General features: G+C 31.4%; 12 protein-coding genes. All 12 read right to left on the bottom strand.

Going from position 1 to position 13,266, the window contains the following annotated elements:
• Window positions 1–24 precede the first annotated feature (24 nt).
• Entirely contained in the window at window positions 25–1,290 is a 1,266-nt protein-coding gene (locus CUU66_RS01105) for a glycosyltransferase family 4 protein (protein WP_101639839.1), read from the bottom strand.
• 62 nt (window positions 1,291–1,352) lie between these two features.
• Entirely contained in the window at window positions 1,353–1,772 is a 420-nt protein-coding gene (locus tag CUU66_RS25520; protein ID WP_441339239.1) for a glycosyltransferase family protein, read from the bottom strand.
• 41 nt (window positions 1,773–1,813) lie between these two features.
• Window positions 1,814–2,530 (bottom strand): hypothetical protein, encoded by a 717-nt coding sequence (locus tag CUU66_RS01095; protein ID WP_101639837.1) that lies wholly within the window; start codon window positions 2,528–2,530, stop codon window positions 1,814–1,816.
• 25 nt (window positions 2,531–2,555) lie between these two features.
• Window positions 2,556–3,992 carry a hypothetical protein gene (locus CUU66_RS01090; protein ID WP_101639836.1) on the bottom strand — a complete coding sequence of 479 codons (1,437 nt, stop codon included), beginning with the start codon at window positions 3,990–3,992 and terminating at the stop codon, window positions 2,556–2,558.
• A gap of 241 nt (window positions 3,993–4,233) precedes the next feature.
• Window positions 4,234–5,454, bottom strand: a complete 1,221-nt coding sequence (locus tag CUU66_RS01085) for a glycosyltransferase (RefSeq protein WP_101639835.1) — start codon at window positions 5,452–5,454, stop codon at window positions 4,234–4,236.
• A gap of 1 nt (window position 5,455) precedes the next feature.
• Window positions 5,456–6,580 carry a non-hydrolyzing UDP-N-acetylglucosamine 2-epimerase gene (gene wecB / locus CUU66_RS01080; protein ID WP_101639834.1) on the bottom strand — a complete coding sequence of 375 codons (1,125 nt, stop codon included), beginning with the start codon at window positions 6,578–6,580 and terminating at the stop codon, window positions 5,456–5,458.
• A gap of 2 nt (window positions 6,581–6,582) precedes the next feature.
• Window positions 6,583–7,692, bottom strand: a complete 1,110-nt coding sequence (locus CUU66_RS01075; protein WP_101639833.1) for a capsular polysaccharide biosynthesis protein CapF — start codon at window positions 7,690–7,692, stop codon at window positions 6,583–6,585.
• Window positions 7,693–7,708: 16 nt separating this feature from the next.
• Window positions 7,709–8,746, bottom strand: a complete 1,038-nt coding sequence (locus CUU66_RS01070; protein WP_101639832.1) for a polysaccharide biosynthesis protein — start codon at window positions 8,744–8,746, stop codon at window positions 7,709–7,711.
• Window positions 8,739–9,983, bottom strand: coding sequence for a glycosyltransferase family 4 protein (locus tag CUU66_RS01065; RefSeq protein WP_101639831.1), 1,245 nt, complete (start codon window positions 9,981–9,983; stop codon window positions 8,739–8,741). The genes CUU66_RS01070 and CUU66_RS01065 overlap by 8 nt, the downstream gene beginning before the upstream one ends.
• Window positions 9,984–10,001: 18 nt before the next feature.
• Window positions 10,002–10,859, bottom strand: coding sequence for an NAD-dependent epimerase/dehydratase family protein (locus CUU66_RS01060; protein ID WP_101639830.1), 858 nt, complete (start codon window positions 10,857–10,859; stop codon window positions 10,002–10,004).
• Window positions 10,856–11,491: a sugar transferase gene (locus CUU66_RS01055; RefSeq protein WP_101639829.1), complete on the bottom strand. Its 636-nt coding sequence runs from the start codon at window positions 11,489–11,491 to the stop codon at window positions 10,856–10,858. The genes CUU66_RS01060 and CUU66_RS01055 overlap by 4 nt, the downstream gene beginning before the upstream one ends.
• A gap of 880 nt (window positions 11,492–12,371) precedes the next feature.
• Window positions 12,372–13,259 carry a UTP--glucose-1-phosphate uridylyltransferase GalU gene (gene galU, locus CUU66_RS01050; RefSeq protein WP_101639828.1) on the bottom strand — a complete coding sequence of 296 codons (888 nt, stop codon included), beginning with the start codon at window positions 13,257–13,259 and terminating at the stop codon, window positions 12,372–12,374.
• Between the last annotated feature and the right edge of the window lie 7 nt (window positions 13,260–13,266).

Here is a 13,266-nt window from a genome sequence, read left to right as displayed (position 1 = left end):
CCTGTTTAATATTTTTAAGACATCTTATATATTTGTGCTTAGTATATCTTTGTATATTTCTAATAACCTAGTTTTATTAATCTTTCTATCATGAATTTCCGAAGCTTTTATCCTTGCATTATTTGAAATTTCATTAGCTAGTTTATCATTTGAAAATATTTCACAAATATAATAAGCCAACATATATGGGGCATCATGTTGGTATAAAAACCCATCATGCTTATGTTTTATTCGGTCAGTTACTCCACCGACATATGACGCGATTGATGGAACACCTAAAATTTTTGCTTCACTTAAGGAATTAGATTCATTTTCTAATGATGAAGCTGATACAAAAACATGTGATTTTAAAAATCTTTTACACATGCTAGTTTCGTCTAAGCTACCTGTAAAGGTTATATTATTTTCTAGGTTGTATTTTGATATTAAACTTGTCACATACTTTGCATAAGAAGTCATCAGCAATCTATCTTTAAGGTTCCTTTCACCGATTCTTATTGTACTACCTGCTATATACAAATGAACTTCAGGGTATTTTTTAACAACTAAAGATAATGCCTTTATTACAAAATGTAAACCTTTAATAGGATACATTGCTTGACTTATAAATATTGAATTTCTTTCTGATTTATTTAAATCCCACTCATGGTTGTAGAATTCTGTTCTTAATATTTCATTAAGATGATAATAACTAGCATTAGGATTTATTTGTGTAGAACAAGCTTTATCCCAATCCGTTCTTCCGATTATATTTTTCACCTTTTTTATTGCCTCTTTTTCATAATGTCCATTTTTTTCAAATTTCTTCTTATCTGATACAATATTTTGCCTTTTAATTATATCCCGTAAAGTGTATCTATATACGACATTGTAGGGCAGACCAGAATAATAATGTTTGGATATTGCAGAAACTAAACCTTGAATATTTATTACGGTTTTTTCAGGGTTATTAAATGCATTTATCATTGTTAATGCATAAGGATTTTCGGTCCCAAAAATATGCAATAAATCAGGATTGACTTTGTTAATAACATATTTGAAAGTTTCCTCTAAATACGAATAGTTATTTTTATTTTTCGAAGGAAAACCGAAGTAATTTATTCCATCTACATTACCTTCTACTAAATTCATTTCACCTTTTAAAGGAAAACAAATATTAAAATCAATGTCTTTTTCTTCTAATAGACTTTCCGAGAGACCACTTAACCAACCACCAATATTATACGCAGGCATTGATAATGCCTTAGATATTCTAGGTAAAGGTATATTGCATAACCACAATATTTTCATAAAGTAACTCCAATCAAACACATTTTTTATGGTTTCATTTCCCAATGATTTAACCGTGTATATTAACTTCTAATAAAGTCAAATACTACCTTTAGTCTACTTTCCCAAGTATATTTTTCTCTTGCTTTATTATATGCATTGATTCCGATTTCCTCAGTTTTTGCGGGATTTTCTAAATAATATTTAATTTTTTTTGCTGCTTCCTCAACCGTTAAGTAATATTCTGCCTCATAGCCTTCTTTAAATAGATTAGCCAAATCTGGATTCCTATGGGTTATATATAGACCACCAGACATTGTTGCATCAAAGTCTCTTAGTTTTAATGTATACATATCCTCATTATAGGCTATTGTACCAATTCCTAAAATTATCCTAGATCTACCGAATACTTCAGCAGATTCCTTTGGTCCTATTGGTCCATTATCCCATCCTTTTCCATAGGTTGTAACAAATATTCCTTTTTCTTTTAACCCATTTACTATTTTTTTTCTTATTCCGTAGCAATTACCAATAAAACAAACGTCTATATCTTTTTTTGTGAAGGCTTGAAAATATGTGGGTCACTTCCTAATGGCCAGTATAGAGCTGGGCAATTATGATATAAATACCTAGCGCAACATTCAGAAGAGGTTGTAAGAACTAAATCTAAGCCTTGAACTAGTCCCAAAACTCCAGGATAAATACCATTACTCTTTTTCCATAAATTTGGTAGTCGATCATCCATGGATACATTTATTGTAATAATTTTCATTTGTTGGATTTTTTTTAGTACCTCTACTGAAAAGCAATTGCCCCAAAATTGACCTATTAAAATATCGACTTTTTTTCCATTTTCAAAAATATCGTTAATGAACTTTAAGAGTCTATCATCATTTCTATGAATTAATTCTTGATTGAATTTTTCTTTCTGATTTTCTAATAAATAATCTCCATTTTCATCCATGTATTCAAAAACTTTTCCGTACCTTCTCAACCCTTGAATAAAACCTGAATAGTCCTGCTCTTTATTGGACCCGATCCATACAATTCCTAGCTCTTCCTTATTTAAAGTTATCTTTCTATCCCTTATTTTCTTATAGAAAATATCCTTTACTAATTCCTCACTATAATTTAATTTGCTGGTTTTATTTCTATATTCTTTTTCAATTTTTCTTGCATTTCTTTTCAAAATCCTTGATTTAATATAGGCATTACAATCATAAATAAAATCTATCTTTTTTAATTTTTTCTTTAATTCCATGGGGTACCTCCAATAAATTACTTTTTTAGATAAGTTTTAAGATAGAATAGCTTAGCCCCATACCTATTAATATACAAAACCAAATTAATAGACCTAATCTTTTATTTCCTTTTTTACTATTTTTACCGATTAATATCACGGCATATATAAATGGAACTGCAATTATCCTGTATCTTTCGTGAATAATCTGTGTGCCTGCAGCGATTGTTATCATCAATATTAAAATTGGTAGAAAAACCATAACTAAGTTTGATTTATTTTTGCTTTTTATATATTCAATTATCGCTGCAAATATAAGGGGTAAAGAAAAAATATAAATAAGGGATGACATAACAGTCAGTAGATTTTGCCAAGCAGCCCAGTCATTATTGAATAATTTTACAATATCCACATTAATGGAAGGAAGTGGTGCCATTAAATAAACAAAGACCCGAAGTGGTGTAAGTATAACATTCTCTATAAAATTATCTGCTACAAGTAATTTACCTATTGAATTATTACTCCAATTTAAATTAGAGTCATCTTCCACCGTATTCGTTGACACCCTATCAACCACATTTTCAAGGTGAAAATTGTAGGATCCTATACTTGAGGTGACACTTGGAATTATTAATAGTAAAGCTGAAATAATTAGCACTAAAATAAATCCAGACTTTTTATTGTTTTGCTTATAATTAATAAACAACCAATACATAAAAAATAAAATAACTATTGGTAGCAACAAACTAGTTCTAATAATTCCTAGCATTAAAACTGTAAAAATGAATAATAAGAGTTTTTTTGTAACTAACTTCTTATCAATAAAAAGTATCTCAATTAACTTGTAGATGCTAACAGTTAGTAGTGCCATACATATAGATTCCCTAGATGTTAGAATATCGTACCAAATTATCTCTGGTAATAGCATAAATAAGCCAACTGCTGAAGTATTTTTTACATTGGGATAACAAAATTTAATTATCTTTAATAGATATAAACAAGTAATTAATGTGGTAAATGAATTTACCAATAACGGTATGATAGGGTTGTGACCAACGATCCCAAATATTAATGAATAATAGTAAATTATACCTGTATAATTAATTTGAGCTACATTATTAATATTAAATCCATTTTGAAACAGTTCATAAGCCTGAAAGTAATATCGCTGAGGATCATAACCAAAATTGATGGAATTTGTATCAAGCATCGGTATCCAACCAACATAGGATATAAATATTGAAATCATTAATTTAAGCACAAATATTATAGGTATAATTGTTAAATTCATTTTTAGCTCATTCGATGTTTTATGAATCATCTTAAAAACAAAAAAGTACATTATAGCTAAAAATATTAAAGTATTAAAAATATATTTAGTATTATTCAACCACATAAATGTAATTAAATATGGCAATGAAAACCACGAAAGAATAAATATATTCATATTGGTTTTTACCCTGTATTTTAATGCAAATTCCATTTCATTTTTACTCCTTAATCTGCGAGATAACAGGTAAACTTTATAAATCCAAGGTAAAGCATTTAAAATTCTATGAATAAAATTTACAAGTTATTAACTAAACCTTAACCTTATTCATGGGTTAAAAATAACATTTACTCTACTTGACTTTATTATATTGATATAAATATAAAATGAAATTATACTCACTTATAATGATACTTAACACTTTAAAAGCAAAAAAAAATATAACCTAATCAATTTATTCAATATTACCTTCTAATACATTTTGATATAAATCTAGATATTGATTATAAAGTATTGTTTTATCATACATACTCTTTGCACGCTCAATAGTAGACTCTTTATGGAACTTTACTTTTTCATTTTTAATTTTTCGAATTTCTTCAAATAACTTTATTTGGTTTCCTTTTTCAACTACTATACCAGTTTTACTGTCTATACACTCAACACTACCACCAGAATCAAATGTAATAACAGGTGTTCCACAGGCTAATGCCTCAATATTTGTTAGCCCCATTACTTCTTCTAAAGTTAAGTTAACATATACGTCTGCATGAGAATAGATTTCGGCTAACTCTTGGATACTATTAGTTTTATTTATTCCAATAATGTTTTCGGGAAGATATTTTTTTTGCCGTTCAGTAACTCCAACTAAAACAATTACTTCGTTATTCTCTAGTTTCTTAGATAGTTGTATGAAATGATTAAATCCCTTTTTTTCAGTCCAAACATTTGCAACACCCAGTATTAAAAATTTGTCTTCAATTTTATACCTTTTTCTAAGACCACTTTTTACTGGTTTAAATACACTCAGGTCTACTCCATTATTAATAATTTTTACTCTATAATTTTTCAAAAATGATTTTTTGACTAGATTGGCTAACCAAAGGGATGGTGTAACAATTGTTAAATTATTGATCCCAGTAAATGCCTTACTTTTTCTTTTATAGTTAGATGGTGAGTTATTCACTAGGAAGCTTGAAGGATAACTCCTTTTTTGGATACATTTATGATTACCTTCAACTTTCCAACAATCACAGCCAGTATAGTCGAAATGTGCGCAATGCCCCGTAAAAGCCCAGCAATCATGTAAAGTCCAAACAACTGGTTTATTTGCTTCCTTTAGGTATTCGAATAATATTTCAACATTAATATAATACCCATGAATATTATGCAGATGAATAACATCAGGATTGAGTTCATTCAATTTATTAATAAACTTCTTAGTAGCTTCCCTTGATCCAAAACCATGTTGGTCAAATATCCTTGTCTTAGCTACATGAATATAATTATCAATTTTATTTCCTATCCGTATAGCATGGTCACAATTTAAAGGGTTATTTCTACCGTATGCAATATAGCTTTCATGATCCTGTCCTATTAAAATAGCATGTATATCAGTAGCAATTCGTCCTGTACTTCCAACACCACAGACAGAATTAATTTGTAGAACCCTCACTTTATTTCCCCCAAACAACCCTATTCACATAATCCACATAAGATAATATTATTCTCAATACTTTATCAGAAACATTAGGCATACTATAATCTCCAACAAGTCTTAAAGTGTCCTTTTCTTGTGACTCTAATACTTTAAGTCCTTGTAATATTCTTCCCTTTTCTAAACCAACCATAATAACCGCTGCTTCTTCCATTGCCTCTGGTCTCTCATGAGATTGTCTAATATTTAGAGCCCTAAACCCAAGAATAGAAGACTCCTCACTAATCGTTCCACTATCACTTAAAACAGCTCTCGACTTTAATTGTAGTTTATTATAATCATTAAAGCCTAACGGTTTCATAGTCATAACTAGAGGATTAAACTTAATCCCTTTAGACTGTATCATTTTTCTAGTTCTAGGATGTGTGCTTACAATCACTGGCATATTATACTTTTCTGCAATCGCATTTAAACTATTAACCAAATCCATAAAATTGGTTTCCGAATTGATATTTTCCTCTCTATGAGCAGATACTACAAAGTATTTTCCTTCCTCTAATTTCAATCTCTCTAACACGTCTGAACTCTCAATGTCAGATTTTCTAGAGTTAAGAACCTCAAACATCGGGCTTCCAGTTTTAATAATTCTATCTGAAGGAAATCCTTCTCTAAGAAGATATTCTCTTGCAATATCACTATAGGTTAAATTTATATCAGCCGTATGATCCACAATCTTTCTATTGGTTTCTTCTGGTACTCTTTGGTCAAAGCATCTATTTCCTGCTTCCATGTGGAATATCGGGATATGTCTTCTCTTTGCTGCAATTGCTGTTAAACAACTATTGGTATCTCCAAGCACTAGAAATGCATCTGGTTTTACTTCTTCTATGATTGGATCTATCTTAACAAGGATATTACCAATTGTTTCTACTGCAGTTCCTGTTGCGGCATTTAGAAAATAGTCTGGTTTTTTTAAATTAAAATCTTTAAAGAACACTTCGTTCAATTCATAATCATAATTTTGTCCTGTATGGACAAGTGTATGTTCAATTGCTTTTGATTCTCCTAATTTATTTATAACTGCTGACAGTCTAATAATTTCTGGTCTAGTGCCAACGACTGTCATGACTTTTAATTTCTTCATTACTATACCTCCAAGAAATAAGTATCCGGCTTATTCGGGTCAAAACATTCATTTGCCCACATTACTGTAACAAGGTCATTTTCTCCTACATTTACAATTGAGTGAGTATAACCAGTTGGGATGTCTACAACTTGTAACTTTTCTCCACTTACTTTATATTCTATTATTTTGTCAGAACCTATCTTTCTAAAACGAATCAATCCTTCGCCACTAACAACTAAAAATTTCTCATTTTTAGTGTGATGCCAATGATTCCCTTTTGTAATCCCAGGCTTTGATACATTTACTGAAACTTGCCCTCTTTCCGGCGTTCTCATGAATTCTGTAAAAGAACCTCTATCATCACAATTCATTTTAAGGTCGTAGGAAAACTGACCTTCTGGTAAAAAGCTTAAGTACGTACTATATAATTTCTTTCTTAGATCATCTTCCATATCAGGAATACTTAAATTATTCCTACTATCTTTGAAGCTCTTTATAAGGTTAGCCAATTCTCCTAGTCTAATATTATGTGTTACGGGCACAACACAAAAGTCATCTTGCATAGTCGGCTTACCTTCAAGAGCTCTTAAAAACTCTTCTAAAACATCATCTATATAACAAAGATTAAGCATTGCATCTGGATTATTTACTTGGATGTCTAAACCTCTTGCTATATTATGACAAAATGTAGCAACCACAGTATTATAGTTTGGTTTACTCCACTTACCAAATAAATTTGGAAGTCGATATACATATACCTTGGCATCAGTCTCATAATAATAATTGAATAATAAGTCCTCTCCAGCCTTCTTACTTCTTCCATAAGGGTTATCTTTATCTACTTGAATAGATGACGTAAGAAGAACAGGAGCTTTATTGTTATGTTTCTTTAATAATTCTAATAACTGAGAGGCTAAACTAAAATTCCCTTCCATAAATTCATTCTCATCTTTTGGTCTATTTATCCCAGCTAAATGAAAGACAAAATCACATTCTTTTGTGTATCTTTCGAGTAATGAACAATCACTTTCTCTAGTTACCTCGAAAATATCTGTATATCCTTTATTTTTAAGTTCAGCAATAAGATTTTTTCCTACAAAACCATTGGCCCCAGTAACAAGAATTTTCATTAATCAAAACCACCCTTTAGTTTATTACATGTACTTTATTATTCCATTCCTTTAATGCACTTTGAACATAATCTAATTCTAATAATTTTTCTTTGATTTCTTTGACAGTTAATATTTGTGTATTAGAGGAATGGTATTCTTCCAACGTTGATAATCTACTGTCACCATCTACAAAATACTTATCATAATTTAAGTCTCTTTGATCGGAAGGAACACGATAGAAACCGCCCATATCTTCAGCTACAACATATTCTTCTTTGGTAAGTAGTGTTTCATAATGTTTTTCACCATGGCGAGTACCGATTACTTTTATTTGATTATCTACATCAAATATTTCCTTAACAGCTTGTGCTAAATCACCAATTGTACTTGCCGGTGATTTCTGAACCATAATATCTCCAGCTTGAGCATTTTGAAACGCAAATACAACTAGTTCGACTGCGTCTTCTAGACTCATTAAAAATCTTGTCATTGTAGGATCCGTAACCGTCAATGGCTGTCCACTTTTTATTTGATCTATAAATAATGGAATAACTGAACCACGTGAGGCCATAACATTACCATATCTAGTTCCACAAATTAGTGTCTTATTTGGGTCAACAGTCTTAGACTTTGCAACAAATACTTTTTCCATCATTGCTTTTGAAATTCCCATAGCATTAATTGGATATGCCGCTTTGTCCGTTGAAAGGCAAATTACTTTTTGAATACCATACTCTATTGCTGCTGTTAATACATTATCAGTACCCATAACATTAGTTTTTACAGCTTCAAGAGGGAAGAACTCACAGGATGGAACTTGTTTTAATGCTGCTGCGTGAAAGATATAGTCTACTCCATGCATTGCATTTTTTACGCTTGCTAAGTCTCGTACATCCCCAATATAAAATTTCAGTTTATCATTTTTATAAAGTTTTCTCATATCATCTTGTTTCTTTTCATCACGTGAGAAAATACGAATTTCTTTTATATCAGTATCTAGGAATCTTTTCATTACTGCATTTCCAAACGAACCTGTACCACCTGTAATTAATAATGTTTTATTTTTAAACAATTTTTGTCTCCTCCATATCTATAGTGTTTCTAAAGTTTACATCCATTCTGTTCAACAATATTTCTTTATTAAAGTATTTATCATAGTAGTTTCTAGCATTTATACCTAATTGTTTTAATTCGATGCCGGACTTGGTAGATAGTTCAATAATATTCTCACAAAGACTTTGTGCATCACCCGCAGGACTAGATAAGCCTGCATTTGACTCTTTAATAATTTGGTTTGTTTCACCTTCGACAGAAGCAATAATCGGAATACCGCAAGCCATATAAGATTGGAGTTTTGCAGGAATTGTCATTGCAAATAATGGATTATTTGTTAAGCACAAAAAAGCAGAATCGCAAGCTGCCATGAGATAAGGAATTTCATTTGCTGGTTGTTTTGGAATAAAATTGAACATATAACCTAGATTATTTGAATTAACAATATCGACTAAAGATTCCTTATATCTTCCATCTCCAACTATGTTAAAACGAATTCTTCTATCTAATTTCTTTTGTTTTATCAGCATCGCAACTTTTGGTAAGATATCTAGCCCCTGTGCGTAACCAATATTACCAGCAAATATTAAATTTAACGCTCCATCATCTGGAATCTCTGGATTAACCTTCTTCTCTAATGGTCGATAAAAATCTTCGGCAAATTGTGGCCAATATTCTATCTTTTTTTTAGGCACATTACGTTTTTCAATTGAGTCTACAAAACTATTGGAAGTAGTAAAGATTTTTGTACAATTTTTATAAATATAATCAACCATTTTTCCAATAGCACCAATAATATGCTCATTCGTTATACCTGTAATAATTTCAACATTTTCAGGCCAAAGATCTTGGACATATAAGTAACATGGTATCTGCCTCTTTTTTGCGTACCAAACACCAGGCAACGCTTGGGTCATTGGGGATACTTCGAATATAAAGACATAATCAGCTTTTATTTTCGTGAACACTTTCCAAAAGTAACCTGAAACCACAAATGATACATAATTTAAAGCGAGCATTATTGAATTATTCCCTCTTGGTATGAGTGGAATTCTAATAATCTCGATACCTTTGTATGTTTCTTTTCTTTTTTTAAAAAGTCCGTACCCTTCATAATATTTACCTTGTGGATAATTCGGTATACCAGTTATAACTGTTACTTTATAACCCCTTTTAACCCATTCAGCACAAATATCATTAAAACGAAATTGTTCAGGGTAGAAATATTGTGCGATAACTAAAATATGTTTTTTCAATTCACTTCCACCCTCCCTCTATTTTTCCGTTAACTCAATTGTTTTCTGGATATCTCTTATTTGGTAATTTTCTTTATAACTACTCATACTTTTATCATAAACTAAATTACCAAATACCTTATTTACTAATCCTATTTTCATCTCAATTACCGACAATACCGGATTAAACAATTTTGTAAGTTTAATTTTCTTTCCATAAACATCAGCTATTAGCTTTACCATCTCGCTTGTCTTAACGTACTCCCTATTTTGAGGAAAAAAGGTACTACTCTCTTCGTTATCAATAATGAGCCTAATGAACTCACAAAGATTATCAATATGAAGCATACTTCGTTGATTATCAACATCAGGAAATATTGGAAGCCTCTGTGCTGCTTTTGCCAACTTGGGATAATTTCCTTTAGAACCTTTCCCATAAATCATTGGCGGCCTAATAATAACCACTCTGTAACTATCACTTTCTAAAGGTTTAATCCCTTCTTCTGCCTGTAGTTTGCTATTGCCATAAAAATTACTTGGTGTAGGTACTGTATTTTCATCAATAACTCTTTTTCCACTACTACTATCACCATATACAATAATGCTGCTCATAAAAATAAACTGCTTAACACCTTCTGATTTGGCTTTTTTAGCAGTCTCAATAGTTAAATCACGATTCACTTTATAATACATTTCTTCCATTTTAGGATCTGATGATACATGTGCTATCCCAGCCACATGAAACACAACATCATATCCCGAGAAGTCCTTATTCTTCCATGAATCATCCCTTAAACTAATCGTCTCTACCAAATATCTATCTAGATAATTTCCTAGCCAATTCTCCAGGCTCCTACCTACATAGCTGTTTTTCCCAGTTATTAATATTTTTTTCATTTAGAAATGCTCTCCTTAGTACTAGCAATTTCCTTCTTACCAGCTACTCCAGTCCCGCCTTCAACAACTCCATCACTTTTCACAACACTAACGATAGTGCCAAAGAAACACTTAATATCCATTAATAAGCTTATTTTATCAACATACTCCCCATCCAACTTCGCCTTCACCTCAATAGGAAGCTCATCTCTACCATTAATCTGTGCCCAACCAGTCAACCCAGGTGGTACATCATTAGCTCCATATTTATCTCGTTCCGCAATCAGATCATATTGATTCCATAGTGCTGGTCTAGGCCCAATAATACTCATCTGCCCAACAAAGATATTCCAAATCTGCGGTAACTCATCAAGTGAAGTCTTTCTCAGGAACTTACCTACTTTAGTAATGTATTGATCCGGGTCTCCTAACAAATGAGTAGGAGTGTCCTTAGGCGTATCTATTCTCATAGTACGGAACTTCAATATATTGAAATGTGTCTTATTGATTCCAACACGCTTTTGTTTGAACAGAACCGGACCTCTAGAATCAAGCTTAATAGCAATAATGAGGATTAAGAAAATAGGTGATAAAACAATAAGTCCAATTAAAGAAAGAAGAATATCTATCAGACTTTTAAATTTCATATACATGCCTGTTACACTCCTTGAAAAGTTATTTAGTAATTTAGGACTTAATTGGAACTTTTCAGCCTTTCCAACCAACTACTAACCTACTAAACAAATCTGTATCTGATAGCCACCTCGCATATTATATTCAATATGAGAAATAGATAAAAAAGTCAACATGCAGTATATTTCATCGTTAAAAACACAATTTCATTACTATATATTGTTATTTGTTATCTTATTCTAATACTCACCTCGTAATAACTATTCAATCTCTGATACAATTATAGAATGATATTTAAGCTTTTTATTGTGACTGTTTAGCCCTTTGTAAGCCACGTTGTTTGACAGTATAAGTGTAGGTATCTGCACAGAAAAATTTCACATACTTTTAAAAAAAGGAACGGCACGGTACAAAAGTCTATATATATTTCTTTCTTTTAGCTTTCGGAACCGGAAAGTACAATCATACAGAAAGACAACAGTCCCTGTACTCACAGTATTTTCGAAATATCACTACTTAGTCTTTGAACATAACTATATTTATAATTTGAATATTATATTAAAACACCTTTTAAGCTGGGAGGTTTCGTATACTCAAAGCCAAAAGGTGTTTATTATGGTCATAACAACGTAAACTGATATTAATTTTATACAATGTTTGAACCATAAGTATGTGTGCGATTTGCATAAGGGTTGAGATACTAATAATGCCATTTGGATGTTCATAAAAAGAAAGTGAGGAATTTTTCACTCTTTATCTTTCTTGCATAACAAATTAAAATATACTATGACATATAGCGTATTACTAACCCGTTCACTTAGATCATCTCCATATAACAAATCGCTTCAAAACAAAAGTATCAATCTAAATAAATCATCAGATACTTAATAACAATTTGGCCTATTTAGTTTCTACTTTATTTTCCTTAATAACTTGCTCGATAAAAGTAAACAAATCAGATCTCAATTCATTATTTTGTAACGCCATCTCAATCGTCGTTTTTATAAACCCTAACTTCTCGCCCACATCGTATCTCTTACCGTTGAAGTTATAGGCATAAACCGACTCATATCTATTTAACTCCGCAATTGCATCGGTCAACTGAATCTCTCCGCCAGCTCCAGGTTTTTGGTGTTGTAAGATTTCAAAAATTCTTGGGCTCAATATATATCTTCCCATAATTGCAAGATTCGAAGGTGCATCTTCCACCTTCGGCTTCTCAATTAAATCTGTAACACTATAAAGCCTCTCATGAATTTCTTCACCATCTACAACCCCATATCTAGAAACCTCTTCTTCAGGTACCTTTTGTACTCCGATAATTGAAGCCCTAAAACGATCATATTGGTCGATCATCTGCTTTAAACAAGGTTTGTCCGCTTGGACAATATCATCCCCCAACAAGACTGCAAACGGTTCATTCCCAATAAATTTTCTTGCACACCATATAGCATGCCCCAATCCCTTTGCTTCCTTTTGGCGAATATAATGTATATCCACCATTTTTGAAGACTTTTGAACTTCGTTTAATAACTCGAACTTACCTTTTTCCAAAAGGTTTTGTTCAAGCTCAAAAGAATTATCAAAGTGGTCTTCAATTGCCCTTTTCCCTTTACCAGTAACAATAATGATATCTTCAATTCCTGATTCTATTGCCTCTTCTACTATATATTGAATGGTAGGTTTATCTACAATTGGTAGCATTTCTTTAGGCATAGCCTTTGTTGCTGGTAAGAACCTGGTACCTAACCCCGCCGCAGGGATAATCGCTTTGCGTACTTTTTTCATTTGACAC

Source organism: Peribacillus deserti (genome assembly GCF_002863585.1).
GTDB classification, from domain to species: Bacteria; Bacillota; Bacilli; order Bacillales; family DSM-1321; genus Paraperibacillus; species Paraperibacillus deserti_A.
Note: the sequence above shows the minus strand (reverse complement) of the source record. Positions and strands in the feature narration are given on the sequence as shown.

Bases quoted from the DNA above. Each gene is read 5' to 3' on its own strand.
- CUU66_RS01075 (WP_101639833.1), bottom strand. From the start codon at position 7,692: ATGAAAATTCTTGTTACTGGGGCCAATGGTTTTGTAGGAAAAAATCTT.
- CUU66_RS01090 (WP_101639836.1), bottom strand. From the start codon at position 3,992: ATGGAATTTGCATTAAAATACAGGGTAAAAACCAATATGAATATATTT.
- CUU66_RS01055 (WP_101639829.1), bottom strand. From the start codon at position 11,491: ATGTATATGAAATTTAAAAGTCTGATAGATATTCTTCTTTCTTTAATT.
- galU (WP_101639828.1), bottom strand. From the start codon at position 13,259: ATGAAAAAAGTACGCAAAGCGATTATCCCTGCGGCGGGGTTAGGTACC.
- CUU66_RS01105 (WP_101639839.1), bottom strand. From the start codon at position 1,290: ATGAAAATATTGTGGTTATGCAATATACCTTTACCTAGAATATCTAAG.
- CUU66_RS01095 (WP_101639837.1), bottom strand. From the start codon at position 2,530: ATGGAATTAAAGAAAAAATTAAAAAAGATAGATTTTATTTATGATTGT.
- CUU66_RS01060 (WP_101639830.1), bottom strand. From the start codon at position 10,859: ATGAAAAAAATATTAATAACTGGGAAAAACAGCTATGTAGGTAGGAGC.
- wecB (WP_101639834.1), bottom strand. From the start codon at position 6,580: ATGAAGAAATTAAAAGTCATGACAGTCGTTGGCACTAGACCAGAAATT.